The organism is Rhodoferax sp. ZS1R25 (genome assembly GCF_056521335.1).
Genome location: NZ_JBWMAZ010000001.1, coordinates 1572884 through 1599037 on the forward strand (window position 1 = coordinate 1572884; position 26154 = coordinate 1599037).

26 protein-coding genes are annotated in these 26154 nt (G+C 63.6%); 8 read left to right on the top strand and 18 right to left on the bottom strand.

Annotation, left to right across the window (positions count from 1 at the left end; all coding sequences use genetic code 11):
• Position 1: 1 nt before the first annotated feature.
• The 14 genes from AC097R_RS07535 to AC097R_RS07600 all read right to left on the bottom strand — a co-directional run bounded on the left by AC097R_RS07535 (position 2) and on the right by AC097R_RS07600 (position 15169).
• Positions 2-631, bottom strand: a complete 630-nt coding sequence (locus tag AC097R_RS07535; protein WP_479597261.1) for an FABP family protein — start codon at positions 629-631, stop codon at positions 2-4.
• Positions 632-651: 20 nt separating this feature from the next.
• Positions 652-2190 carry a methyl-accepting chemotaxis protein gene (locus tag AC097R_RS07540; protein ID WP_479597263.1) on the bottom strand — a complete coding sequence of 513 codons (1539 nt, stop codon included), beginning with the start codon at positions 2188-2190 and terminating at the stop codon, positions 652-654.
• 48 nt (positions 2191-2238) lie between these two features.
• Entirely contained in the window at positions 2239-2709 is a 471-nt protein-coding gene (locus AC097R_RS07545) for a cache domain-containing protein (protein WP_479597265.1), read from the bottom strand.
• 181 nt (positions 2710-2890) lie between these two features.
• Positions 2891-4195 (bottom strand): tryptophan--tRNA ligase, encoded by a 1305-nt coding sequence (locus AC097R_RS07550; protein ID WP_479597267.1) that lies wholly within the window; start codon positions 4193-4195, stop codon positions 2891-2893.
• Between the two features lie 37 nt (positions 4196-4232).
• A complete protein-coding gene (locus AC097R_RS07555; protein WP_479597269.1) occupies positions 4233-4901 on the bottom strand; it encodes a site-2 protease family protein in 669 nt (222 codons plus the stop codon).
• Positions 4902-4942: 41 nt separating this feature from the next.
• Entirely contained in the window at positions 4943-5566 is a 624-nt protein-coding gene (locus AC097R_RS07560; RefSeq protein ID WP_479597271.1) for an L-threonylcarbamoyladenylate synthase, read from the bottom strand.
• A 36-nt stretch (positions 5567-5602) separates the two neighbouring features.
• Positions 5603-6457, bottom strand: a complete 855-nt coding sequence (locus tag AC097R_RS07565; RefSeq protein ID WP_479597273.1) for a 3',5'-nucleoside bisphosphate phosphatase — start codon at positions 6455-6457, stop codon at positions 5603-5605.
• Positions 6458-6479: 22 nt separating this feature from the next.
• Positions 6480-7142 carry an RluA family pseudouridine synthase gene (locus AC097R_RS07570; protein ID WP_479597275.1) on the bottom strand — a complete coding sequence of 221 codons (663 nt, stop codon included), beginning with the start codon at positions 7140-7142 and terminating at the stop codon, positions 6480-6482.
• Positions 7129-9336 carry an ATP-binding protein gene (locus AC097R_RS07575; protein WP_479597277.1) on the bottom strand — a complete coding sequence of 736 codons (2208 nt, stop codon included), beginning with the start codon at positions 9334-9336 and terminating at the stop codon, positions 7129-7131. The genes AC097R_RS07570 and AC097R_RS07575 overlap by 14 nt, the downstream gene beginning before the upstream one ends.
• Positions 9337-10974 carry a bifunctional UDP-sugar hydrolase/5'-nucleotidase UshA gene (gene ushA / locus AC097R_RS07580; protein ID WP_479597279.1) on the bottom strand — a complete coding sequence of 546 codons (1638 nt, stop codon included), beginning with the start codon at positions 10972-10974 and terminating at the stop codon, positions 9337-9339. It abuts the gene before it with no gap.
• Positions 10975-10984: 10 nt separating this feature from the next.
• Positions 10985-12277, bottom strand: a complete 1293-nt coding sequence (locus tag AC097R_RS07585; protein ID WP_479597281.1) for a c-type cytochrome — start codon at positions 12275-12277, stop codon at positions 10985-10987.
• 3 nt (positions 12278-12280) lie between these two features.
• A complete protein-coding gene (locus AC097R_RS07590; protein ID WP_479597283.1) occupies positions 12281-13027 on the bottom strand; it encodes a c-type cytochrome in 747 nt (248 codons plus the stop codon).
• Between the two features lie 26 nt (positions 13028-13053).
• Positions 13054-14745: an AMP-binding protein gene (locus tag AC097R_RS07595; protein WP_479597285.1), complete on the bottom strand. Its 1692-nt coding sequence runs from the start codon at positions 14743-14745 to the stop codon at positions 13054-13056.
• 97 nt (positions 14746-14842) lie between these two features.
• Complete coding sequence (locus AC097R_RS07600; protein ID WP_479597287.1) at positions 14843-15169, bottom strand: 2Fe-2S iron-sulfur cluster-binding protein; 327 nt, start codon at positions 15167-15169, stop codon at positions 14843-14845.
• Positions 15170-15253: 84 nt separating this feature from the next.
• Between AC097R_RS07600 and AC097R_RS07605 the strand changes: the two genes are divergently transcribed.
• Positions 15254-15781, top strand: coding sequence for an N-acetyltransferase family protein (locus AC097R_RS07605; RefSeq protein WP_479597289.1), 528 nt, complete (start codon positions 15254-15256; stop codon positions 15779-15781).
• Here AC097R_RS07605 and AC097R_RS07610 read toward each other — a convergent pair.
• A complete protein-coding gene (locus tag AC097R_RS07610) occupies positions 15762-16895 on the bottom strand; it encodes a beta-ketoacyl-ACP synthase III (RefSeq protein ID WP_479597291.1) in 1134 nt (377 codons plus the stop codon). The genes AC097R_RS07605 and AC097R_RS07610 overlap by 20 nt on opposite strands.
• A 169-nt stretch (positions 16896-17064) precedes the next feature.
• Between AC097R_RS07610 and ahr the strand changes: the two genes are divergently transcribed.
• The 4 genes from ahr (at position 17065) to AC097R_RS07630 (ending at position 21183) form a co-directional block, all read left to right on the top strand.
• Positions 17065-18081, top strand: a complete 1017-nt coding sequence (gene ahr / locus AC097R_RS07615) for an NADPH-dependent aldehyde reductase Ahr (protein WP_479597293.1) — start codon at positions 17065-17067, stop codon at positions 18079-18081.
• A complete protein-coding gene (locus tag AC097R_RS07620) occupies positions 18065-19024 on the top strand; it encodes a DUF6929 family protein (protein ID WP_479597296.1) in 960 nt (319 codons plus the stop codon). The genes ahr and AC097R_RS07620 overlap by 17 nt, the downstream gene beginning before the upstream one ends.
• Before the next feature lie 748 nt (positions 19025-19772).
• Positions 19773-20135: a hypothetical protein gene (locus AC097R_RS07625; RefSeq protein ID WP_479598108.1), complete on the top strand. Its 363-nt coding sequence runs from the start codon at positions 19773-19775 to the stop codon at positions 20133-20135.
• A 277-nt stretch (positions 20136-20412) separates the two neighbouring features.
• Positions 20413-21183, top strand: a complete 771-nt coding sequence (locus AC097R_RS07630; RefSeq protein ID WP_479597298.1) for a substrate-binding periplasmic protein — start codon at positions 20413-20415, stop codon at positions 21181-21183.
• A 128-nt stretch (positions 21184-21311) separates the two neighbouring features.
• Here AC097R_RS07630 and AC097R_RS07635 read toward each other — a convergent pair whose 3' ends face one another.
• Positions 21312-21782, bottom strand: a complete 471-nt coding sequence (locus AC097R_RS07635; RefSeq protein WP_479597300.1) for an SRPBCC family protein — start codon at positions 21780-21782, stop codon at positions 21312-21314.
• A 93-nt stretch (positions 21783-21875) separates the two neighbouring features.
• Positions 21876-22400, bottom strand: a complete 525-nt coding sequence (locus AC097R_RS07640; RefSeq protein WP_479597302.1) for a 3'-5' exonuclease family protein — start codon at positions 22398-22400, stop codon at positions 21876-21878.
• 133 nt (positions 22401-22533) lie between these two features.
• Between AC097R_RS07640 and AC097R_RS07645 the strand changes: the two genes are divergently transcribed.
• From AC097R_RS07645 to AC097R_RS07655, 3 genes are read left to right on the top strand one after another with little or no spacing between them, the layout of a single operon-like run.
• Positions 22534-23430, top strand: coding sequence for a DUF808 domain-containing protein (locus AC097R_RS07645; RefSeq protein WP_479597304.1), 897 nt, complete (start codon positions 22534-22536; stop codon positions 23428-23430).
• A 28-nt stretch (positions 23431-23458) separates the two neighbouring features.
• A complete protein-coding gene (locus AC097R_RS07650; RefSeq protein ID WP_479597307.1) occupies positions 23459-24382 on the top strand; it encodes a DMT family transporter in 924 nt (307 codons plus the stop codon).
• A gap of 13 nt (positions 24383-24395) precedes the next feature.
• Positions 24396-25190, top strand: a complete 795-nt coding sequence (locus tag AC097R_RS07655; protein WP_315478638.1) for an SDR family oxidoreductase — start codon at positions 24396-24398, stop codon at positions 25188-25190.
• 15 nt (positions 25191-25205) lie between these two features.
• Here the strand turns inward: AC097R_RS07655 and AC097R_RS07660 are convergent, their stop codons facing one another.
• The gene (locus AC097R_RS07660) at positions 25206-26066 is read right to left on the bottom strand and encodes a helix-turn-helix transcriptional regulator (protein ID WP_479597312.1); all 861 of its coding nucleotides are present in this window, start codon (positions 26064-26066) and stop codon (positions 25206-25208) included.
• Between the last annotated feature and the right edge of the window lie 88 nt (positions 26067-26154).

Here is a 26154-nt window from a genome sequence, read left to right on the forward strand (position 1 = left end):
GCTATCGCGCCAGTGGGTTGGGCGTAGGCTCGGCCACCTTGTGCAGGGTGTTGCGGTCGGTGTGGTGGAAGGGCTCGTCACGGCCCAGGATCTGCAGCACCGTGTCTTCGTCGTAGCTCCAGGTGCCATCGGCGTGGATGCTCACCTTGATGCGGAACTCCGTGGTCTTGAAGGCGTGTTGCAAAAACGGTGCCGAGCAGATGCCAAACGTTTCCTGCCCCTGCGTGGCCACCAATTCAAATTCGGTCGCGTCCGCTGCAGCCTGGCCCGATGCCATGGCGATCTGGCCGCGCGGGATGGTCAGCGTGTGGATGATGGTGCCCGTGGCCGGCTCCCACAGCCAGTAGCCCACCTGGTCGTGGTAGGTCTTCACCTGGTCCGGCTTGGTGATGTGCGTGTGGTAGCGCAGGCCATACAGCAGCTGGGGGCCATTGGTTTGAGGGTCTATGGGTTGCAGCTCAATGCGTTCGTAAAACGCCTGTTTGCGGGGGCCGTCGGCCTTGGGTTTCACGTCCAGTCCGCGCATGCCTTCCCAGATGCCTGCCATGCCGCGCAGCGGGCCCAGGTTGGCTAGGGTGTTGACGTCCTGAGGAAAAGGTTCGGTATAGATGTCGGCGGAGTATTCGCTCATGTGGGATGAAAAAAGGGAAATCAGGCTTGCGCCAGTTTGAAGGTGGATACGACTTGGGCCAGGCGCAAGGCTTGTTCACGCAGGCTTTCCGCGGCGGCGGCGGATTGCTCCACCAAGGCCGCATTTTGCTGTGTCATTTGGTCCAGCTCAGAGACCGCGGTGTTCACCTCGCCAATGTCGCTGCTTTGTTGGTTGGAGGCCGCAGAGATCGCGCTGATGATGTCCGACACGCGCTGCACCGAACCCACAATTTCCGTCATGGTCTGCCCCGCATTGGCGACCAGCACCGAGCCAGATTCGACCTTGGCCACTGACGCGTCGATCAGGCCCTTGATTTCCTTGGCAGCTGCAGCGGATCGGCCCGCCAGGCTGCGCACCTCAGACGCTACCACCGCAAAGCCACGGCCTTGCTCACCCGCACGAGCGGCTTCCACCGCGGCGTTCAGCGCCAGGATGTTGGTCTGGAAGGCAATGCCGTCGATGACGCTGATGATGTCCGCGATCTTGCGCGAGCTGATGTTGATCTCTTCCATGGTGGAGACCACCTGGGACACCACCACGCCGCCGCGTGCCGCGACCTCGGCCGCGCTGGTGGCGAACTGGTTGGCCTGCTGGGCCGATTCGGCCGATTGGCGCACGGTGCCCGTGAGCTGCCCGGTGGAGGCGGAGGCGCGCTGCAGGTTGCTGGCGGTTTGCTCGGTGCGGGTGCTCAGGTCCTGGTTGCCGGTGGCGATCTCGGCGCTGGACAGGCGGATGGACTCGGACGACTGCAGCACCGTGGCAATCGAGCGGTTGAGTTGCTGGGTCATGGCCTCCAGCGCGTGCATCAGGTCGCCTACTTCGTCGCTGCGCTGGGTGCTGGCGTCCACCGACAGATTGCCTTGCGCCACTTCATTCGCCACTGAGGCTGCGCGGGCCAACTCGCTGACGATTTTTTTCTGCATGAGCCACGACACCCATACCGCCAGCCCGGCGGACAGCAGGGCCAGGCCCGCCAGTACCAGGCTGATGGTGCGCCCCTGGCTTTGCGACTGCGCGATGGTGGCGTCCGATGTGGTTTCGATTTGGGCCGTCACCGCGCCTGAGGCTTTCACCAGTTCCTTGAACGTGGCGTCGGCACGACCCATGGCGGCGATTCCGGTGTTGGGGTCAATGGCGGCGAAGTTGAGGGCCGCGTCGGCCTGCTTGGCGTAGGTCTCCACCAGCTTGAGCACGGCATCCACATTGGTGCGCAGCGCAGGCTCGGCATCGGTGCCCGCCACGGTTTGCACCACGCGTTTGACGCCGTCCAGCTGCTTGGCAAAGTCAGCACGCAGTTCCTTGATTTTGGCGTCGTCCAGTGACGCCACCAGCGCCACGGTGCGGTACACATTGGCGTGCACCTCGGCCATTTGCTGGTGGGCACTGGCAATGGTTTTGAAATCCTCCAGGCTGGCGCGGGAGGCCCCCAGGCCCTGTTCGGCCTGCCGGCCCAGGAAGAACACATTGGTCTGGCCGAATAGCAAGACTACCGCCGCGGTAAGCAGCGGTGCCGCCAGCAATTTCAAACCCAGTTTCATGGTGTCTCCCTGCAGCCACCCAAGTGCCTAGGGCGCGCGTTATTTGCGTTATTTGTAAATGCCAGCGCACACGGCCATGTCGTCCAGCTTCTCGCAGTACATGCTCTTGGGCTCAATCTTCTTGGTGGTGGGGTTGGTGAACTTGTAGTCCTGCCAGAACGTGCCCTTGCTCTTGGCCAACTCCACACGCTCTTTCACAAAGGGCTTGCCGTCAATGTCCAGCATGTCAATCAGGTTGGCGCCCACCTGCTTGGCGTTGGCGCCATGGGCGCGCACCGTGCCGTCTAGGCCATAGACCACCAGGTACAGGTCGCGGTCGACCCACTTGGGGTCTTTGGCGATGACTTCGTTATACACCTTGGTTTTGTCGGCTCCCGCCGCCTTCAGGGCCGCCACGCCTTTTTTGACCATGGCGGTGGCTTCTTCAGCCGTGGCTTTGGCCTGCGCGTGCGCGGCCATGGGCAGGCACAGGGCCGCCAGCGAAATCGTCAGGGTGCACAGGGAAAGGGAGGGCTTCATGGTGAATCCTGGGGAGTGAAGGGTGATGCCCCAACTTATACTGCAGCGGCCCCCCGCAGGCAACAAGAGCTTGCCCCTATTCAGATAAAAATCGGGGCCTAGCCCCCGTAGATATTGCGCCGGCAGCTACCAAAACGATAGCGCTGGGCAATACTTTGTTGTACCGCGGCCAGGCGGTCGCCTATTTTTTCTCGGCCGCTGCGGCCAGGGCCTGCAGTGCGTCGGTGACCGCCGCCAGGGCGTTGGCATCCAGCGGCTCCAGCTGGGCGCTCAGGGCCGTCACCGCGGCGGCGCCTTGGGCTTGTAGTTGGCCAATGGCCTGGCCCGCCACCTTGGGCGATTCAAACCCCTTGCTTTGCAGCAGCACGGCGCCCGCGGTGTCCACCAGCTTGAAGTAAAACTGCCCGTCTTTCTCTCGGTACTGCTTGAACGACGCCAGGGCCGCCTTGGCCGCCTTACCCGTGTTGGCTTGCACTGCGGTGCCTAGGCCGCGCAGACCCACGGCAGTACGCAGCTGCGCCATGAAGGGCGTGGCAATGGCACGCGCTTTTTTCGCACCGGCCAGCAGCAGGGCTTCCACCTTTTCAGGGTGGGCCATGTAGTCCTCGTAGGCGGCGCGCATGGGGGCGATCTCGCGGTCAATGCGCTCGAACAGCACGGCCTTGGCATCGCCCCAGGCAATGCCGTCGGCAAAGGATGTGCGCAGCGCGATGGTCTCCTCTTCGGAGGCAAACGCCTGGTAGATCTGGAACAGGGCCGAACCCTCGGTGTCTTTGGGTTCGCCCGGCGCGCGTGAGTCGGTCTTGATGCCGGCAATCAGTTTCTTGAGCTGCTCACGGCTGCTGAACAGCGGGATTGTGTTGTCGTAGCTCTTGCTCATTTTGCGGCCGTCCAGGCCGGGCAGGGTGGCGACCGATTCTTCAATCTCGGCCTGCGGCGGCACAAAGTGCTCGCCGTAGCGGTGATTGAAGCTGGCGGCCATGTCGCGCGCCATCTCGATGTGCTGGATCTGGTCGCGCCCCACGGGCACCTTGTGCGCGTTGAACATCAGAATGTCCGCGCCCATGAGCACGGGGTACATGAAGAGCCCTGCGTTGACATCCGAATCAGGGTCCACGCCTGCCGCGGTGTTCTTGTCCACCGAGGCCTTGTACGCGTGGGCGCGGTTGAGCACGCCCTTGCCGGTCACGCAGGTCAGCAACCAAGTGAGTTCCGGAATCTCTGGTACGTCGCTCTGGCGGTAGAAGGTCACGTGGTCAGGGTTCAGGCCGGCGGCTAGCCAGCTTGCGGCAATCTCCAGCGTGGAGCGCTGGATGCGGGCGGGTTCGTCAATCTTGATGAGCGCGTGGTAGTCGGCCAGAAAGTAAAAACTCTCCACGCCCGCGGTCTGGCTGGCGCGCACCGAGGGGCGAATGGAGCCCACGTAGTTGCCCAGGTGGGGTGTGCCGGAGGTGGTGATGCCGGTGAGGAAGCGAACAGTGCTCATGGAAACAGACAGTCAGAAAATACCAAAGAAGGGGTGCTCAGTGCACCAGGGCCGAGAGCGGACTCAGCAACAGGTCGAGCAGGCCAAAGGTCAAGGCCATCACCGGTTGCATCCATAGCGTGCTGATGACGCCCGCCACGACCAAAGCCATCACCACGAAGAAGCCCCAGGGCTCAATGCGCGAGACCAGCAAGGCCTGTTTGAGGGGCAACAGGCCGACCAGGATGCGACCACCGTCCAGCGGCGGCAGCGGAAACAGATTAAAGGCAAACATGACGACGTTCACCAGCACGCCACCTTGGCACATCTTCAAAAAGAAGGGTTCGGTGACGCCCGCGCCTTGCAACAGGTACAGGCCCACACCCCACGCCAGCGCCATGGCAAGGTTGGCACCGGGGCCCGCCAGGGCTACCCACACCATGTCACGCTTGGGGTTGCGCAGGTTGCCAAAGCGCACTGGCACGGGCTTGGCGTAGCCAAACAAAAACGTGCCCGAGGTGGCGAAGTACAGCAACAGCGGCATCAGGATGGTGCCCACGGGGTCAATGTGCTTGGCCGGGTTCAGCGTGATGCGACCCAAGGACCAGGCGGTTTTGTCGCCAAAGTAGAGGGCGGCGTAGCCGTGGGCCGCTTCATGGACCGTGATGGCAAACAGCACGGGCAGGGCGTAAATGGCAACGGTTTGGATCAGTTGTGCAAAGTCCACAGGGCAATTGTCTCAGAGTGAAATTGGGGCGAAATGCCGGACTAGAGGCCGATGGCGGCCAGGTTGCCGCCGCCTTGGCGGATCACTTCGGGCGCATCGCCCGTCAGGTCGATCACCGTGGTGGGTTCCAGTGCGCAGGCGCCAGCGTCGATGACGGCGGCGATCTGGTGCTCGTAGCGGTCGCGAATATCTTGCGCATCGTTGAGCGGTTCCGTCTCTCCTGCTGCTATCAAAGTAGTAGCTAATAGCGCAGAGCCGTGAAGGGCTAGCAGGTCTTGCAAGGTCTTGTGCTCGGGCACGCGCAGGCCGATGGTCTTGCGCGAAGGGTGGCTCACGCGGCGCGGCACTTCCTTGCTGGCTTCCAGAATGAAGGTGTAGGCGCCAGGGGTGGCTGCTTTGAGCAGGCGGTACTGTGCGTTGTCCACGCGGGCATAGCTGGCCAGCTCGCTGAGGTCGCGGCACAGCAGGGTGAGGTGGTGCTTGTCGTCCACACCGCGGATGGTGCGCAGCTTGTCGGCCGCCGCCTTGTCGTCCAGGTGGCAGACCAGCGCATAGCTGGAGTCCGTAGGGACGGCCAGAATGCCGCCTTTTTCAAGCAGGCCCACCGCTTGCTTGAGCAGGCGGGGTTGGGGGTTGTCGGGGTGAACTTCGAAATACTGCGCCATGGCACGGCAAACGCTTGCGCGCTCTTCCTGGTGTTTTTATTGGATGCGGGAGCTCAGCAACTCCCATACGGGGGTGAGGCCACCCGGCAAAGCGGGCAGGGTGCCCAGCTCGGTGTGGCTTTCATCGGGGCTGTGGAAATCGCTGCCGCGCGAGGCGGCCAGGCCAAATTCCTTGGCAGTCTCGGCGTAGATTTGGTACTCGGGCACCGAATGGCTGCCGGTCACCACTTCCACACCCTGGCCGCCGTAGCCTTTGAATTCTGTGAATAGCGCAAACTCTTCGTTGGGCGTGAACTTGTAGCGTGCCGGGTGGGCAATCACGGCCATGCCGCCCGCCTGGGTGATCCAGGTCACAGCGTCCTTGAGCGTGGCCCAGCGGTGTGGCACGAAGCCTGGTTTGCCTTCGGTCAGGTACTTGCGGAATACTTCGTTGGTCTCTTTGCAGACGCCGCTCTCCACCAGAAAGCGGGCGAAGTGGGTGCGCGAAATCAGCTCGGGGTTGCCGACGAACTTCAGCGCGCCTTCGTAGGCATCCTTGATGCCGACCTTGGCCAATCCGTCTGACATTTCCATGGCGCGCTCTTTGCGGCCACCACGGGTCTGGCGCAAGCCCTGGCGCAGCGTCTCGTTGTCTGCGTCAAAGCCCAGACCGACGATGTGCACCGTCTGGTTCAAAAAGGTGATGGAGATCTCCACGCCGGTCAGGTATTGCATGCCCTCAGCATGGGCTGCATCGCGGGCGCGCTGCAGGCCGCCCACTTCGTCGTGGTCGGTCAGCGCCCACAGTTCCACGCCATTGCCCCTGGCGCGTGCGGCCAGGGCTTGGGGCGTCAGGGTGCCATCGGACACCACGGAGTGGCAATGGAGGTCGGCGTTGAGTGGAGTAGTCACCGAACCATTTTAGGCCCAGGCACTAAAACGCTGGCGCGACGGTGTATTCGTGCACCTCACCCGTCACTGGGTGCGGAAAGCTCAGCAGGCCCGAGTGCAGCAGCAACCGGTCGGCCTGGGCCTGTACGTCGGGTGGCGCATACAGCGTGTCCCCTACCATGGGGTGGCCAATGGCCTGCATATGCACGCGCAGCTGGTGGGTGCGCCCGGTCACCGGCTCCAGCTCCACGCGGGAGGTGTTGGCGGCAGCGTCCACCGCCGTGCAGCGCCAGCGCGTCAGCGCACGCTGGCCATCGGTGTAATTGACTGTTCGCTTGGGCCGGTTGGGCCAGTCCACCAGCAGGGGCAGGTCAATTTCATGCCATTGTTCGTCCACCGTCAGGCTGCCAGTTACCACTGCCGTGTAGCGCTTGTCCACGCGGCGCTGTTCAAACGCCAGGTTCAGCACACGCTGGGCCGGCAGGCCGCGCGCGAGCACCACCAGGCCCGAGGTGTCGCGGTCCAGCCGGTGCACGATCAGCGCATCGGGGTAGCGCGCCTGCACGCGTTTGCTCAGGCAGTCTGCCTTCTCCGGGCCACGGCCGGGCACAGTCAGCAGGCCCGAGGGTTTGTTGAGCACCACGATGGCATCGTCGGCATAGACCACCTCCAGCGGCAAGGTGGCAAAGTCTTCAGTGGGGAGCATCGTTTTGCGAGATAAGCCGCTGCACGGTTTCGCACAGCTCGTTGACGTCATTGGGTTTGTAGATCAGGGCGTTGGCGCCTTCCTGCAGGGCGCGTTGCTCGATTTCGGGCGTTACATAGCCCGACGCCAGCGCTACCGGCAGGTCCGGGCGGATCGCCTTGGCCTGGCGCAGCAAATCCACACCGCTGTAGCCAGGCATGTTGTAGTCGGTCACCAGCAAGTCAAATGCCTGGGGCTGGGCCCGCAGCGCGGCCTCGGCTTCGTGCGGGTCGGTGAAGGTGGTGACCGCAAAGCCCTTGCGCGTGAGCACACGTGCCACCAGAAACACCAGGGCTTGGTCGTCGTCCACATACATCACATGGCGGCCGCGGCCACGCACCTCTTGTGCGACTTCGGGCTCGACGGGTGCCACAGGCGCTTGCGTGGTGGCGGGAAAGTACAGCGTGAACACGCTGCCCTGGCCCAACGTGCTCTGCACGTCAATGGCGCCCTGGTGGGTTTGCATGATGCCGTGCACCACCGACAGGCCCAGGCCCGTGCCCTGACCCACCTGGCGCGTGGTGAAGAAGGGCTCAAAAATGCGTTGCATGGTCTCTTGCGACATGCCACCACCCGTGTCGCGCACGCGCAGCGTGACATAGCGGCCCGGTGCCAGCCCGACGCGGTCGCTGAACGGCAGGGCAATGTCGGCGCTGCTGAGTTCAATGGTGACCGAGCCCTTGTTGTGCCCAATGGCCAGCAGCGCGTTGGTACACAGGTTCAGCAAGGCTTGCTCCACCTGCGTGGCGTCGGCCAGCACCGAGTCGCACTGCTCAGGCACATCCATGCGCAGTTCCACCGCCGGGGGCAGTGCCACTTTGACCAGCCGCGCGGTTTCTTGCACCACTTCGGCCAGCTGGATGGGCGTGCGCTTGGGCGGCTCGTTGCGGCTGAAGGTCAGAATCTGCCGTACCAGGTCGCGTGCGCGGCGCCCGGCCTTGTCAATCTCATACAGGCTGGTCAGGGCGGGCGAGTCGGTGGGCGTGTCCTGTTTGGCCAAATCCACATTGCCCAGGATGGCGCTGAGGATGTTGTTGAAATCGTGTGCGATGCCACCAGCCATGGTGCCCATGGCTTGCATTTTTTGCGATTCGCGCAACTGGGTTTCCAGCGCCGTGCGTTGGGCCTCGGCCAGTTTCTTGGCGGTCAGGTCGCGCGCGAAAATTGTGGTCACTGCGCCGTGGGCATTCTGCTCGCCGCGCCGGTCCGCCGGGTCGGTGTCGGGCAAGCGCAGCGGGGCACGGGTACGCAGTCGGCGTTCCAGCGAGACGCTGATCTCCACATAAATCTGCTTGCCCAGCAGCGTGGTGGCGGTGAACTCACCCAGCATGGCCTGCGCCGGCACATTGCCCGCGCTCAGGGCCAGTTCCACATCCGGCAAAAAATGGCCCAGCTGGGCGCCAAAGGCCTGGTCGGCCGGGCATTCAAACAGGGCGGTGGCCGCGGGGTTAAAGACGGTGATGCACTGCTTCTCGTCAATGCACAGAATCGCATCGAGCGAAGAGTTGATGATGGCCGCCATGCGGTTTTCGCTGAGCAGCAGATCCTCATTGCGCTGGCGCAGCACAGCGGCGCTCTCCTGCAGCGCATGGCGCTGGGTGAGCAGCGGGCCCTGGTCAATCACCGCGCAAATAAAGTGCGCCAACTCGTCCAGCGGGTTTTCAATGCGCGCAATGTGCAGATCGCCCGTGAAGCTGCCGCGCGAGCCAGCCAGGAACGCCACCTCGCTGACCTCGCTGGTGCCTTCCTGCTTGGCGCTGGAAAACGCCACCGCCACTTCGTCCGCATGTTCAGCGTCCACAAAGGGCAGCAGAAAGTTGAGCGGCGCGTCACTTTCCAGTGGCTGAAACAGCCGCAGCGCCATGGCGTTGCTGGCCAGCACCAAGCCCTCTTCGTCCACCACCATCAGCGCCAATGGCACGTTGGAGAACAACGTGGCAAATCGCTCAGAGGCGCCTTCGGCCTCTTGCTGCGAATAGCGCAGCGCCTTGTTCTGGATCTCCAGCTCGGCCTGGTACTTGCGCAGGTCTTCGATCATTTGCGACGGCGCGTAGCCGTCAACGATCATGTGCTGCTTGGTGCGTCCCTCGCGTTCGGGCAAGTGGCCCGTGCGCGCAGTCAGGCGTATTTTTTTACGGCGAGACAGTGCGGCCATTTACTGGCGCACAACGTTGTTGCCCGGCGCAAAGCGCTGCGCCTGCAGGGGGCTGTTTGCCGCGATGTAGGCGCGCAGCACCTCCGCATCCACAAAGCCGGTGTCCACATAGGTGGGGTGGGCGATCAGCTTGGGATAGCCGTCACCACCGACTGCCTGGAAGTTGTTCACGGCCAAGCGGTAGGTCTTGGTAGAGTCCACCGCCGCGCCATGGATGCGCGCACTGCTGACGACGCCACCGTTGATGACCAGCTCTACCCCCGCAAACTGCGCAAAGGCGCCCGCGCCTGCCGACATCTTGGCCACCGCATTCAGGTAAGCCAGCACTTCCGTGCCCGTGAAATCGACCGTGGCGATGGTGTTGCCAAAGGGCTGGACCTTGAGCACGTCCTTGTAGGTCAGCGTGCCGGCCGGCAGCGAGTCACGCACGCCACCTGCATTCACCACCGCAAAGTCGGCACGCGTGCGGTCCATCATGGACAGGCCCACCAGTACGCCCATGGCGGCAGGCTGAGAGCGGATGATGCTGCGGTCGCCCTCAATGCGGGCATCGCTGCTGCCCACGGCCACGCCCAGTTTTTCCTGTCCCACGTTTTGGTAGGGCGTGAGCAGGGACAGCATGGCGGGGTCTTCGGCAATCTCTTGGGTGTAGAAAGCCTTGGCGGGTTTGCCTTCGGCGTCCTTCACGGTCTTTTTCAGGTTGATGGGAATGAGGGCGTAGTGCACCAGCTTGAACTCGCCGTTGCGGTATTCAAAGTCAGCGCGGCCCACGTACTTGCCCCACTCGTGCGCCTGCACGATCCAGGTGCCGTTCTGCCGATCGGGCGCGCAGGGCGTGCCGGGCACATAGGCCTCGTCGCGCACGTTCTCGGCCTTCATGCACACCGGGTTTTGCGAGTGCCCGCCCACCACCAGGTCGATGCCCTTGACGGCGCGCGCCATCTCCACATCGCCCTCGGCCTGGGTGCCGTGCTGGCCGTTCACATAGTGGCCCATGTGGGTGGCGGCAATCACCACATCGGCCTTGGCGCGCAGCTCGGGCACGACTTGGTTGGCCTCGGCAATGACGCTGCGGAACTCCACACCCTTGACGTTATCGGGGTGCACCATCTTGAAGGTGTCTTCAGTGGTCAAGCCCATGACGCCCACGCGCACACCGCCCAGGTTGAAGATCTTGTAGGGCGCAAACATGCGCTGGCCCTGGTCGTAAATATTGGCCGACAGCATGGGAAAGGTGGCCAGGTCGCGCTGCATCTTCAGCACCGCACGCGGTTTGTCAAATTCGTGGTTGCCTACGGCCATGGCATCAAAGCGCAGCAGGTTCATACCGCGGAAGTCGGGCACGGCATCCTGCAGGTCGGACTCGGGCACGCCCGTGTTGATATCGCCCCCACTGAGCAGCAGCACATGGCCGCCCTTGGCCACCACTTCGGCGCGCACCTGGTCCACTACGGTTTTCTGGGCCGACAGGCCGTACTCACCATCACTGTTTCTCCAGAAGCGGCCATGGTGGTCGTTGGTGTGCAGGATGGTGATGGCGTAGGTGGTGTCCTTGGCCGGGGCGACACCGCCCAAGGGGGCACAGCCCACCAGGGCCAGTGCAATCAAGAGGGTAGGGGCGTAACGAAAGGGGGTCATGGCGGCGCCTCTAGCGCGGTTGCGCATTGCGTATCTTGTTTATATCAAACTCACTCACCGGCGCGGCGGCATTGCCCCAGCTGCTGCGCACAAAAGTGAGTACGGACGCGATGTCCGTGTCCGACAGCGTGAGCATGAACGGTGGCATGCCGTAGGGTTGGGGATTTTGCGCGGTGGCGGGTGCAAAGCCGCCATGCAGCACGGTCAGCACCAGGTTGTTGGTGTTGTCCATTTGCACCGCACGGTTGCCCGCCAACGCGGGGTAGGCGCCTGCTTTCCCCTCGCCCTGTTTGCCATGGCACTGTGAACACTGTTTGTCGTAGAGGCGTGCACCCAGGGTGGGTGCCGGGGCGCTGTTGGGTTTTGTGGGCGACGCGGCTGGTGCACTGGCGGACTGCGGACCCAGCGATGCCAGGTAGGCCGCCATGGCGGCCGCGTCCTCCGGCAGCAAATACTGGGTGCTGTGGCGCACCACCTCGGCCATCGGGCCGCTGACCGTGGCATGGCGGTTGGTGCCCGCGGTGAGCAGCGACACCGTGTCTTCTTGGGACCACCCGGCCACCGACGCCTCGTCGGATGCCGTCAGCGAGGGCGCGTACCAGAGTTCACCGGGCAGTGTGGCACCAGACAGTGATTTGCGCGGATCCACCGAACCCCAGGCGTTGCGGGCGCCATGGCATTCGCTGCAGTGCGCCAACCCTTGGACCAGGTAGGCGCCGCGTGCCGTCTCAGGCCTGGCGGATGACGAAGGTGCCGCAGTATCTGCAGGCGTGAAATACAGCGTGCGCCACACCCACAGCGCGGCCTGGGTACGGTAGGGCCAGCGCAGCGTGTGCGGGGTGTTCGTGGTGGCAGTGGCGGGCAAGGATTGCAGGTAGGCCCACAGCGCGTCAGCATCTTCCCGTGTGACGTGGGTGTAGCTGGGGTACGGAAACGCGGGGTACAGCAGGCGTCCGTCTTTCGATTGGCCGTGGTGCAGGGCTTGCCAAAAATCGTTCGCATTCCAGCGGCCCAGGCCCGCGCTGGGGTCGGGGGTCAGGTTGCTGGAGTACACGGTGCCAAACGGTGTGGCAATGCCCTTGCCCCCGGCGTAGGGCGTGCCGCCCACCGCGGTGTGGCACAACGCGCAATTGCCTATGCGCGCCAGGTAGGTGCCGCGTGCAATCTGGGTGGCGGTGGCAGGCGCGTCAGGTGGGCGGGACGCAGAAGGCGTGCTGGTGCGCGATACCGACCACCATACGGCCGCGGCCCCCACGGCCAATGCCAGGGCCAGCGTCCACGCAACTTTGGCAGGTGTTTTCATGGGTCAGGGTGTTGGGCTGCAGGTCGGCAGGGCGGGGCCGTTGGCGGCAGCGGGCGGTCGTGCCATGGCGGGTTTGGCAGGTACTGGCACAACTTGGGCGGCCAGCCATTGGGTCACCGCGTTCACATCGGTGGGGCTGAGCTTGCGGGCCACCTCGGCCATGCAGTCGGGTGCTCGGGCTTTGCGCTGGCCGGTTTGCCAGCCGCCCAGCTGGGCATTCAGGTAGTCGCGCGGCAGGCCCAGCAAGCCGGGCGTGGCGGGCAGCACCCCCGTCAGTGCGGCTCCATGGCATTGCACGCAGGCGGGAATGCCCAGCGCGCGGTCACCCTGCAGTGCCAACGCCTTGCCACGCTGCAGCACCGCTGCGGGGGCCGTGGCAGTTGCGGGCGGTGGGTAGGGCACCTCCAGGCTGGCAAAGTAGTCGGCCATCTGTTGCAGGTACTCGGGCGAGAGCGGGGCGATCAGCCCATCCATCAGCGCGTAGTGGCGCCGCCCGTCGGCAAAGTTCATCAGCTGGTTGAACAGGTAACCGGCGGGCTTGCCCGCCAGGCGCGGGTAATAGCCATCGGGGCCGGCCTTGCCCTGGTCGCCGTGGCAGGCCGTGCAGGCCTGGGTGCGTTCGGCCATGGGGTGCTTGTCCTGTGCCTGGGCTGGCAGCGGGGCCAGGCCGGTCAGCAGCGCCAGGGTAGCCGAAACAAAAGCAAAAACAGAAATTGAGGGGGGCGCGAAGCGGCGTATCCAGGCGGGCATGCCGCAAGCTTACCCCAGGGGCATGCCTACTGCGGGTCAACCCACACCACGGGCTTGCCCTGGGCCAGCCAGGCATCAAACTGCGGGCCGTACACCGCCTCGATGCGCGGGCGTTTGACCTTCAGCGTGGGCGTGACAAAGCCATTCTCAGGCGTCCAGGCGGTGGTGACTACGGCCAGGCAGTCCAGCTTTTCGTGCGGAGCCAGCTTGGTGTTGGTGGTTTTCAGGTGTAGCTGCAGCGACGCGGTGAGGGTCTGCCGGCCCTCCGTGGTCTGGCTGCGCGCAGCAGCGTCTTGCGACAGCATTACCACGGCCAACGGCTGGGGGCAATTGGCACCTGTCACGGCGCAGGCTTCAATGTCGGGGTGTAGCACCAGCAGGTCTTCCAGTGGTGCAGGCGCAATGTATTTACCCTTGCTGGTTTTGAACATGTCCTTGACGCGGCCGGTGATGCTCAAAAAGCCCTGCGCGTCGATCTGGCCCTTGTCGCCGGTGCGCAACCAGCCGTCGGCGGTGAAGGCGGCGGCAGTTTGCGCCTCCTCGCGGTAGTAGCCCGTCATGAGGGCGGGGCAGCGCATCTGAATCTCGCCGGTCTCGGGGTCAATGCGACTTTCCACACCCGCGTAGGGCAGACCCACTGATCCGGTCTGGCGTGAGCCCGGCAGGGTGGAGTGCGACACGCCGCTGTTCTCGGTCATGCCGTAGACCTCGATCAAATCCAGTCCCAGGTTGCGGTACCACTGCAGCACATCGGCAGGCATGGGGGCGGCGCCCCCGGCGGCCAGGCGGCATTGGTCTAGTCCCAGGCCCTTGAGGATTTTTTTGCGCACCAGGCCCCCAATCAGCGGGATGCGCAGCAGCTTTTGCAACTTGGCCGCCGGCATCTTGCTGTGCACGCCCTGCTGGAACTTGACCCACAGCCGTGGCACCGAGAAGAAGATGGTGGGGCGGGCGCGTTGCAGGTCTTGCACAAACGTGTCCAGCGACTCGGCAAAAAAGATATGCCCGCCGTAGCGCAGCGAGGCCTGCTCCACCAGCATGCGCTCGGCCACGTGGGCCAGCGGCAGGTAGGAGATGTAGCGGTCGTCGCTGTCCATGCGCACGCGGGCCGTGGCGCTGGACAGGCCCCAGGCCATGGTGTTGAAGGTGTGGACCACGCCCTTGGGTTGGCCGGTGGTGCCGGAGGTGTAAATGATGGTGCTGACCTGCTCACCCGGCGCCGTGGGGTGGCCGGCCAGCGGGGCGTTGGCCTTGACGAGATCGGCCCACTGCAATGCTGGCACCGTGGGTGCCAGGGGCAGGGCAATCAATGGCAGGTCGGCGGGCACGCCGGTGCGCAGGTTGTCGGTGTCGTCCAGCTTGCCGATGAACAGTGCCTTGGCCTCGCTGTGCGCCAGGATGTAGGCCAAGGATTCGCCGTTGAAGGTGGGGTAGATGGGCACCGACACATGGCCCGCCATCACGATGGCCAGGTCGGCAAGGATCCAATGCGCGCTGTTTTTACCGATGATGGCCACGCGGCTGCCCTGGGGCCAGCCCTGGGCTTGCAACCAGGTCGCCATGCAGCGCACCTGCCATGCCGCCTCCGACCAGGTGATGTCCTGCACCACGCCCCCGCCCGTGGGCTGGGAGAGGTAAATCTGGTTGCCACGTTCTTTCTCCCAGCGGTACAGGCATTGCAACGGCAAATCGCTGGGCGATACGGTGATCGTGGTCATGAAGGCTCCCTATGGTGAATCGCCCATTCTTGGGGCGCCTCGCATGCGGGGCAATGGTGTTCACCCTAGGTGACGTGGTGCGGCGACCTTGGTGTTTTTACGGTGTTGGCGCCGGCCAGGCCATGGGCTGCTCCACCACCAAATCGCTGCGGGCCAGCGCCACGCAGGGCAGAAACCAGCCCTCTGCCCTCTCTTCCGCGCTCACGCCAGGCCAGTCAATCTGGTACGCCACTTCGCCCTCTACCAACCGGCACAGGCAGGTGCGGCAGGTGCCATTGCGGCATGCGCTGACCAGCTCCACACCCGCAGCCAGACCGGCCTGCAACACGGTGCTGGCGGCGGGTGCTGCAAACGTCCAGTCATCGGGTTCGATGCGAACCTGGAAGGCCTCTGGCGGTTGGAATGGAGGGGTGAAATCGGGCATCAAAACGCGGTGGAGAGAGGGTTTCTACGAATGCTGCGACAATCACGCTCTTTTTTTCAATTTTGCGTGAGTTTGCGTTTAGACATGTCCAGTACGACTACTTTCAAGGTTCGCCCCGCCACACTACGCGATGCCAAAGCCATCGCCGAACTCCACAACTCCACCGTTCGCGAAGCTTTTAAGAGCATGCTGGCCGACACCCCGGTGCCCGCCGTTCCCCTGGAAAAGCGCCAGGCCTACTGGCGCGAGGCCATCGAATACGCTGAGCCCCAGGTCCAAGTGGCCCTGGACGACGACAAGATCGTCGGCTTTGTGGGGTTTGACCGTTCGCGCGACAAGGGCACCCCCCCCACCATGGGTGAGATCTGGGCCATTTACGTGGTTTCCAGCCATTGGGACAAGGGCGTGGGCCTGGCCCTGTGGGACGCGGCCCGCGAAGGCCTGCAGGACGAAGGCTGCACCCATGTCAGCGTGTGGCTGCCGATTGCCAACGAACGCGCCATGCGCTTCCACGAGCTGGCCGGTTTCAAGCGCGAAATGTCCAGCGCCAAGACGGTGCCCATTGGCACCGTGAAGATCGAAGAAATCCGCCTCAAGCGGCCGTTGAACTGAGGCGTTTGACGACCACGCTGCCGATCGAATAGCCCGCACCAAACGAGCAGATCACCCCCACCTCACCCGCCGCAATGTCGGCGTGGTGGCGGTGGAAGGCGATGATGGAGCCGGCCGACGCCGTGTTCGCAAATTCGTCCAGGATCACCGGCGCATCGTCCAGCGTGGCCTCGCGGCCCAGCAGCTTTTTCGCAATCAGCTGGTTCATGCCCAGGTTGGCCTGGTGCAGCCAGAAACGGCGCACGTTCTGTGGCGTCATCCCCAAGCTCTGCAAATGCTGTTCCATGTGCTCTGCGGCCATGGGGCACACCTCTTTGAATACCTTTCGGCCTTCCTGGCGGAACAGCTGGTCGCGGTCGTCCGGGTTGCGGTCTTCGGCGCGCCACATGAAGCCATGGTTGTTGCGGATGTTGTTGCTGAAGCTGCTCAAGAGCTTGGTGCCCAGCACCTCAAAGGCGCCTGCCGGTGCCAGGTCCAACCGCTCCACCAAAATGGCGGTGCACACATCGCCAAAGATGAAGTGGCAGTCCCGGTCTATCCACGCCTGGTGGGCCGAGGTGATTTCGGGGTTCACCACCAGCACCGCGCGCGCCGTGCCGCAGCGCACCGCGTTCACCGCCTGCTCCAGCGCAAACGTGGCGGACGAACACGCCACATTCATGTCAAAGCCATAACCCTGCACGCCCAGTGCGGTCTGAATCTCCACCGCCATGGCGGGGTAGGGCCGCTGCATATTGGCGGCGGCGCAAATCACGCCGTCCACATCGGCGGCGGTCTTGCCTGCGGCCTGCAATGCGTCCTGGCAGGCCTTGACGGCAATCTCGGCCATCAGCGAAATCTCGGTGTCGGGGCGCTGCGTGAAGTGCGGGCGCATGCGTGTGGGGTCCAGCACGCCGGTCTTTTCCATCACATAGCGGCGCTGGATCCCGGAGGCCTTCTCGATGAACTCCACGCTGGAATCGGTCATTGCGGTGCGTGTACCGGCGGCAATGGCGTCGGCGTGCTGGGTGTTTTGCAGCGCGGCGTAGGCGTTGTAGGCTTCAACCAATTCGGCATTGGTGATGACGTCGGGCGGTGTGAACAGGCCTGTACTGCTGATGGCGACACGGTGCATGGTGGTCTTCTGGGTCGGGGTTGCGGCGCGGGCGGCTGCCTGCGCCGGGGCGGATTATCCGCTGAACCCGGGCCAGTCACGGGCGTTACAGCGGGTCTGTGCAAGGCTGGCGCTTCGTTGTACCCTGCCAGCCATTCGTTTGCCACAGAACCCCCACCAGGAGACCTCCATGACCTCATTTCGCGGCTGGGCCGCCCACAGCAAAACCGCACCGCTGGAACGGCTGGACTTTGACCCCGGCCCCATGGACGCCGAGGACGTGGAGATTGCCGTCGAGTACTGCGGTGTTTGCCATTCCGACCTGGCCATGGTGGAGAGCGAGTGGTTCCCCACCAGCTACCCCGTAGTGCCCGGCCATGAGGTGGTGGGCACCATCGTGGCCGTAGGCCCCAATGCCAAGGGCCGCAGCGTGGGCCAGCGCGTGGGCCTGGGCTGGCACAGCAAGAGCTGCCTGCACTGCCAGTTTTGCGTGGGCGGTGAGCAAAACCTGTGCGGTACGCGCCAGCCCACCATCATTGGCCGTCACGGCGGCTTTGCCGACAAGGTGCGCGCGCACTGGAGCTGGGCCCTGCCCATTCCCGCGGGGCTGGACCCTGCGGCCGCTGGCCCGCTGATGTGTGGCGGCGGCACTGCGTTCCTGCCTTTTGTCATCCACGACATCAAACCCACGGACAAGGTTGGCGTGGTCGGCATCGGCGGCTTGGGCCATTTGGCCGTCAAGTTCGCCAAGGCCTGGGGCTGCGAGGTCACAGCATTTACCTCTAGCCCGTCCAAGCGCGAAGAGGCGCTGCTGCTGGGCGCGCACCGCACGGTATCCAGCGTGGATGTGAAAGAACTCAAGGCCATTGCCGGCCAGTTGGACTTTTTGCTGGTCACGGTGGGTGCCAGCCTGGAGTGGGATGCACTCATCGGCACGCTGGCGCCCAAAGGCCGCCTGCACATGGTGGGCGTGGTCACTGAGGCCATGAAGATCCGCACCGGCGGGCTGTTGTCCTGGCAGCGCAGCATTTCCGCATCGCCCACGCCATCGCCCGCCACGTTGGCCAAGATGATGGAGTTCTGCGCCCGCCACGGGATTGCGCCGCAGGTGGAGCACTTCCCCATGTCCAAAGTCAACGACGCGCTGGACCACTTGCGCAGTGGCAAGGCGCGCTACCGCGTGGTGCTGGATGCCGACTTCGCCTGACACGCCCCTGCTGCTGCAGACATTGCAGATAGACCCTGCGGACCACCCGCGTGGACAACCGCACCTCAGCGCGGCCAGCGGGCTGGTCCGCGTGGGGCAGCGTTTGTATGTGGTGGCGGACGACGAGTTGCACCTGGGCGTGTTTGAGGACATTGCCGTCACTGGCGGTAAACCCACCAAGGGCACGCTGCTGCGCCTGCTGGAGGGTGAGCTGCCGCAGGACAAGGGCAAGCGCAAAAAGGCCAAACCCGATTTCGAAAGCCTGGCGCTGTTGCCGCCGCTGCCGGGCTGTCCGGCGGGTGGTTTGCTGGCGCTGGGCTCGGGTTCCAAGCCCCAACGCCACACCGCGGTGCTGTTGGCGCTGGATGCACACGGTGTGCCCAATGGCCGCAGTGCGCTGGTGGACCTGGAGGCGCTGTACGCGCCGCTGCACAAAGAGTTTGCCGATCTGAACATCGAGGGCGCCTGGGTGGCCAGCGGGGAGTTGCTGTTGCTGCAGCGCGGCAACAAAGGCAATGCGCGCAACGCCTGCATTCGCTACGACTGGAACCAGGTGGCCCCATGGCTCGGTGGTCAGCGCGCCGAGCCGCCAGCGGCAAAGAGCGTGCAGACCATTGCGCTGGGCGAGGTGGACGGCGTGCCGCTGGGCCTGACCGATGGCGCGGCCCTGGCGGGTGGGGAATGGGTGTTCAGCGCGGTGGCTGAGGACACGGATGACAGCGTGAAAGACGGCACCTGCGTGGCCTCTGCGGTGGGCATCGTGGGGCCCGATGGGTTGGTGCGCCGGATGCAGCGCCTGCCGGGCGCACCCAAGGTGGAAGGGATTGCGGTGCAAGCCGATGGGACCGACTGGTTGCTAACGCTGGTGACGGACCCGGATGATCCGCAAGTGGCGGCGCAGGTGTTGCAGTTGCGTTTGAGGGGTGCCGATGAAATAGGCTGATAGCCTACGTGGATGCTGTGCGAGCCGCTACGTATTTGATAGCAATCCATGGTCGCTGGGGTTCATCTCTTGGTGTGGCGTGCATTGCCAATAGGTAATCGAATGCGGGTATACCCTTATTTGGTGATAGGATTAGTCGGGTCGCAAACGCAATATTTTCTGACACCGACACCATTCAAAACCATTTCAATCACAGCTGGCATCGCGAATCCTTGGTTCTTTCATGAGGCCCTTGCGAGGTGTTTCATGCAAGACAACTATGGTTCTACCCACTGTTACCGTTCTTGATCTCACCGCAAGCCTTGGGCTCCACGCGCTGACGCAGCTTGGCGTTGCCCACACGTCAGGGCATGGGTTTTGGTCACAAATCGCGCTGGGTGGCGGGTCCATCCCATTGCGCTTGGACTGGCACCGTCCGGAGAACAACCTGGACTTGGCCGCCCAAGCTGCAGACACTGCAGCCGTCACTCTTCTCATTGGTCCTGGCTCCATCAACCGACTCCGTGCCGTGCTGGAGTCGCTGGCAGCGGTGGCACCGCCAAAAATTTGGGCCTTCCTCATGCCCAATGCGCTCATGGAAGACGCAGTGCTCAAGGCGCTCCCCCCTGCGCAAGCACAACGTATCCAGATCTACAAGCTGCCCGACAGCAGCCCGCAGACCCTGTGGTTCATCTTGATGGAGCAACTGGGCAAGCTCGATTTCAAAGATTTTCTGGCCCTTCAACCTCCCCCTTCCCTGAGAGACGATATGAGTTCCAATTTGAAGCAATGCATGATCGACACCATGACCATTGACGGCGCCCTGGCGACCGCCCTGGTCGACTACCGCAGCGGCATGTGCCTGGCGCAAGCGGGTGGCGGCATGAATCTGGAACTGGCAGCCGCCGGCAACAGCCAAGTGGTGAAAGCCAAGCTCGCCACCATGGAGTCGCTGGGCTTGCGCCGTGGCATTGAAGACATCCTGATCACCCTGGGCGACCAGTACCACCTGATCCGCTTGGTGCCCAACAACGCGGGCCTGTTTCTGTACCTGGTGCTGGACAAGGCCAAAGGCAACCTGGCCTTGGCGCGCTACAAGCTCACGGATATCGAGCGCACACTCAAGGTGTGAGTGGCTGGCGCCTATTTGCGAGTCAAATAGGCCTCTAGCCCAAATAGATGTTGCGCTAGAAGCTACTGATTTAATAGCAAAAACTCAGCGGGTGACGCCACAGGCCATGGAGTCTGCCCACGGTGTCGCATGGCGATTGACCGGTTTGGCCTCCCATACCAAAATGGATGCGTCGGTTCTGCCCGAGGTGTCGGGTGCAGGAGGTACCTCTCAGCGGGGCTTCGAGGGCCGATGCGGGATGGGGTCTCGCTTTGGTCGACCTCGCACACTTCCCTCCATGGCTCAAAACGACGCCTATAACGAAAGAAGAATCACCTTGCTCGGCCTGATGCTGCTGGCAGGGGGCGCTTCTTCGTCGCTGTGGGCCGATGAGAAAAAACTCAGCGTCATTACCGAGGAGTGGGCTCCGTACAACTTTCTCGAGGATGGGGTTCTCAAAGGATTTTCGGTCGAGGTGGTGCAGAACATCATTGAGCGACTGAATTTGAAGATAGTGATTGAGATGTATCCGAGCATGCGGACCACATTGATGCTCAGCAACGTGCCCGGAACCATGATGATCACCATGCTGAGGACACCGGAACGTGAGGAGAAGTACAAATGGATCGGGCCCTTGGGAGATGGCGCCATCTATTTCTACAAGAAGAACGGCAGCCCCCTGGAGATTGCCAGCTTGGACGACGCCAAAAAAGTCAAACTGATCGGGTGTCGGCATGCTGGACTTGTCTTCAACACCCTGAAGTCTTCCGGCTTTATGAACCTGGATCCGACCTCGACCGACGGGGAGTCCGTCTACAAAAAACTGCTGCTGGATCGGTGCGACTTGGCCATCAGCGATACGCCCTTGGGCGTGAAGCATCTTTTGAAGAAGCTGGCTTTGCCGGCCAACGCACTGGTTCAGACATCGGTCAAATTGGTGGGGGCACCTTTGTACATCGCGTGCAGCATCGACATACCCGACCGTGAGATTGCGCTTTGGCAAAAAGCGCTAGACGGATTGAAAGCGTCTGGCGTATTTGCGGCCCTGCAAAAGAAGTACAGCGAATGAACGCAGCGCAAACTCTGTGGAGTCTCAATCTCCAATGAAAAGAGCCGTTAGCCCCCGTAAATCGGGCGCTAGCAGCTCCTTATTTCATAGCGCATCACTGCGCCAAACAAAGATCCAGAGAAGAAGCCTTACGCCTCCCCACCAAACCGCTTGGTGAGGTTGTCGATGTACTGCTCCACCATCTTCTCAAACTCGGCCTCGGCCACAGGGCCGGCGACCATCTTCATAAGGCCGGGCAAGGGCAGGGTCAGTTCGCCTTGAATCTCCAGCTCCAGCTTGGTGGATTTTTTGTTATCGGTGATCTTCCAGCTGCCGGACACCAGCGCGTTGCCTTCGCCCTTCACGGGGGTCCACACCACGGTGCCCTTGGCCTTGTTGGACACGTACTTGGAGGCGTAGATGGTTTGCAGGCTGATGGAGGCGATGCCGATCTTTTCCATCTCCCAGCGGTAGGCACCGCCGCCCAGGTCCACCAGCTTGTCGACCTTGGGGAAGTGGCTGGCCGAGGTGGGCACGTCGGACAAAACCTCAAAGACCTCAGCGGCCTTGGCCTTCACTTCAAATTCGTAACCCAGGTTGATCTCGACGGTAACGGCCATGGTGTGTGTCTCCTTGTTGTGAATGGTGGTCGGCGGATGTTACTGCGCTTGGCCGGGGCCGGTCTGGAGCCGGCTGCCTAGAAAGCGTGGGGGTCAGTGTGGCCCGCGCAGCCGTTGCAGCGTGAGCTGCAGCAGCCGCGCGTCCGAGCTGGCGCGGTGGCGCTGGGTGCCGCGTTCGCTGGCAATCTGCGCCTTCACCTGGTGCCACTGGTCGGCTTCTTGCTCGGTCAGCAGGCTGCGCAGGTTTTCCAGCTTGAAGTGGGGGCTCATCTCGGCCGCCTCAAACAGGGCGGACAGCCAGGTGTAGTCATTGGCCCAGCCATCGGAATAGACGGTTTGGCCGGCCAGCTGCGCGTTCAGACGCTGGGCCACCTCGCGGGCGGGCAGGCCACGGGCTTGCAGCAGGTCGCGCGGGATGCGGTGCAGCGCGGCGGCGGCTTCGTCCCAGTGGGTCCATTCGGGTTCGGGTTGTACCAGGGTGCAGTAGGCATGGCCGTCGGGCAGCACATAGCCCACTTCGATGGGGTAGCTGCTGCGGCCCAGGCCAGAGGCCTCGATGTCCAGCACCGTGGGGCTGGGCATCAGGGGGTCGTGGGGCACCGGGGGAGTCTGTGTCATGGGGAGAGGGGCGGCGCCATAGTCATGGGCATTGTCCAGCAAGCATTGCGCCAGTGTTGTACGGGTAAGCACTAAGGGGCATACGCCAAACGGGTGACAATGGGCGCCTCTTTCACTTCCCACCCCACACACCATGGCCAGCAGCCTTCTTGCCCTGATCGACGATATCGCCACCGTGCTGGACGACGTGGCCGTGCTCACCAAAGTTGCCGCCAAAAAGACCGCCGGTGTGCTGGGTGACGACCTGGCGCTGAACGCCCAGCAAGTGGCCGGCGTGAGCGCCGACCGCGAGTTACCCGTGGTGTGGGCCGTGTGCAAGGGTTCGCTGGTGAACAAGGCGATTTTGGTGCCGGCCGCTCTGGCCATCAGCATCGTGGCGCCCTGGCTGGTCACACCGCTGCTGATGGTGGGCGGCGCGTTCCTGTGCTTTGAAGGCTTTGAGAAACTGGCGCACAAGTTTTTGCACCGCGCTGAAGACGACCAAGCGCATGAAGAAGCCCTGATGCAGGCGCTGACCGACCCCAGCGTGGACCTGATGGCGGTGGAGAAGGACAAGATCAAGGGTGCCATCCGCACCGACTTCATCCTGTCGGCCGAGATCATTGCCATCACGCTGGGCACGGTGCAAAACAGCGTGTGGACCACGCAGCTCACGGTGCTGGCCGGTGTGGCGCTGCTGATGACGGTGGGCGTGTATGGCGTGGTGGCGGGCATCGTGAAAATCGACGACGCGGGTTTGTATCTGAGCCGACAATCCGGCATCAGCGCTTTCGCACGCGGCAAGCAGGCCCTGGGCCGCGGCCTGTTGCGGGCAGCACCCATCCTGATGAAGGTGCTGTCGGTGGCGGGTACTGCGGCCATGTTCCTGGTGGGCGGCGGCATTCTGGTGCACGGCCTGCCGTTTTTGCACCACCTGCTCGAAGGCCTGCCGCTGTCCGTCCTGGGTGAGGCGGTGGTGGGCGTGGCGGCCGGCGCGCTGGTGCTGTTGGGTGTGATCGGTGTGAAGCGGGTGACCCGGATTTTTCGATAAATAGTAATAGAAAGTGCCTCTGGCCCCCATGAACAGTGCGCAAGCAGCTCCCAAATCCATAGCAACTGGTTTGTTTCTGGCCATCGCAGGGGCGATTGCCTTCAGCGGCAAGGCCATCATCGTCAAGCTGGCCTACCGCCACGGGGTCGACGCGGTCACGCTGATCATGCTGCGCATGCTGTTCGCGCTGCCGTTCTTTCTGGCCATCGTCTGGTGGACCGGGCGCAAGGCGCGCCTCTCTGGCGTAGCCCTGCCGCGCCTGACCACGCACGATATCTGGGGCATTCTGGGCTTGGGGCTGACCGGCTACTACCTGGCCAGCTTTCTGGACTTTGCGGGGCTGGCGTATATCTCGGCCTCGCTGGAGCGACTCATCCTCTACCTCAACCCCACGCTGGTGCTGTTGCTGGGCTTGTTGCTGTACGGCAGGCGCATCAGCGGCGCGCAGGCGCTGGGCATGGCCATCAGCTACGCGGGCGTGCTGCTGGTGTTTGGCCATGAGGTGAATTTGGCGGGTGGCGATGTGGCGCTGGGGGCGCTGCTGGTGTTCGGCAGTGCCATCAGCTATGCAATCTACTTGGCCTACAGTGGCGAGCTGGTGCAGCGCCTCGGCTCATTGCGTCTGGTGGGGCTGGCGACCAGCGTGGCCTGCGTGCTGTGCATCGCCCAGTTTGTGGTGCTGCGTCCGCTGGACTCCGTGTTGGCCGTGGCGCCGCAGGTGGTTTGGCTCTCAGTGCTGAACGCCACGCTGTGCACCGTGGTGCCCGTGCTTATGGTGATGATGGCGATTGAGCGCATTGGCGCGGGTCTGGCCGCGCAGGTGGGCATGGTGGGCCCCATGTCCACCATCCTCATGGGCGTGCTGCTGCTGGGTGAGCCCATGAACGTGTGGGTGGCCGGCGGCACCGTGCTGGTGCTGGCCGGGGTGTATGTGGTGAGCCGTAAACGCTGAACAGGAGAGAACCATGGATTTGGGAATCAAGGGCAAATGGGCATTGGTGTGCGGCGCCAGCAAAGGGCTGGGCCTGGGCTGCGCACAGGCGCTGGTGGCCGAGGGCGTGAACGTGCTGATCGTGGCGCGCGGCGCCGAGGCGCTGGAACGCAGTGCTATGAATTTGGAAGCTGCTTACGCAGTTTCCACGGGGGCTGAGGTGCTATTTTGTGCCCAAGACATCACGACCGAGGCCGGTCGCGCCGCGGTCTTTGCCATGCGCAAAGACTTCGACATTGTGGTGACCAACGCCGGTGGCCCACCGCCCGGTGACTTCCGAGACTGGGACCGCGAGGCCTGGATCAAGGCGGTGGACGCCAACATGCTCACCCCCATCGAACTCATCAAGGCCACGGTGGACGGCATGGCCGCGCGCGGCTTTGGGCGCATCGTCAACATCACCTCCAGTTCGGTGAAGTCGCCCATCGACATCCTGGGCCTGTCCAACGGCGCGCGCAGTGGCCTCACCGGCTTTGTGGCCGGCGTGGCGCGCAGCAGCCTGGCCGCCAAGGGCGTGACCATCAACAACCTCTTGCCCGGCAAGTTCGACACCGATCGCATTGCCACCACAGTCAAGGCCGCGGCGGCCAAGACGGGCAAGTCGGTGGACGACATCCGTGCGGCGCAGCAGGCGCAAATTCCCATGGGGCGCTATGGCACGCCGGAGGAGTTTGGGCAGGTGTGCGCTTTCTTGTGCAGCCAGCAGGCGGGGTATATGACGGGGCAGAACGTGTTGCTGGACGGCGGCGCTTACCCTGGCACCTACTAGGCGCCCGGCAGGCCCTTAGTGCACCGTGGCCTGCGCCTGGGTGCGAAACACCTTGGGCGTCACCCCAAACTGCTGCTTGAAACTGCGGATGAAATAGCTGGCACTCGCAAAGCCCGAACACCAGGCAATCTCCTTCACCGCCGAATCATTCTCGGCCAGCAGCCGCGCCGCACGTGCCAGCCGCTGGCGCAATATGACCTGCCACAGATGTTCCCCAGTGCTGCGGCTGTACAGGTGCGACAGGTAGTCCGCCGTGCAGCCCAGCTCCTCGGCCAGGCTGGCCACCGTCAGCTCCACCTCGCCCAGGCGGTTTTGCACCAGCACGCGCAGGCGGCCCAGCAAGGCGGGTTCGCTGGAGACGGTTTTCTCGGGCGCATCCAGCAGGCGTGACACGGCGGACAGCGCCGTGAGCACCAGCGCGCGCTGTTGCACCACCCATAGGCCATGCGCGTCCTGCGCGGGTGGCTTGGCCGCGTCGTTCAGCCAGGCCTCGATACGCACCGCGTCCACATGCGGGTAGACCTCCAGGTAGAGGTTGGCAGGGCGGCCGGGCTTGGCCTCGTTGGCCAGGTGGCAGGACATGCTTTGGTGGTCGGCGTAGATCACCAGGTTGGAAAACGGCTGGCCGTTGCCGCCGGCTACCCACTCGTCATGCAACAGCTTGGGCGGCATCACCAGGGCCTCGCCCGCCTGCAACGTGACTTGGCCTTGCGGAAAGCGGAACTCGGTGTGGCCGTGCACCTGCAAAAACAACTCGGCATTCAGGTGCAGATGGCCCGCGCCGCGCGTCGTCCAGCCCGGTTGCGGTGGTGGCGAGACCAGGCGCAGGCTGCCGTTGGCCGCACGCGCGATGAAGTCGCCCAGGTCCTGGCGCATGCGCTGGGCGTGTGCGGGGGCGGCGGGGTCGTCGGGAGAGATGGCCGCTACGCTATTGCAATCCGGTTGTGGCGATGTAGCTAAGAAT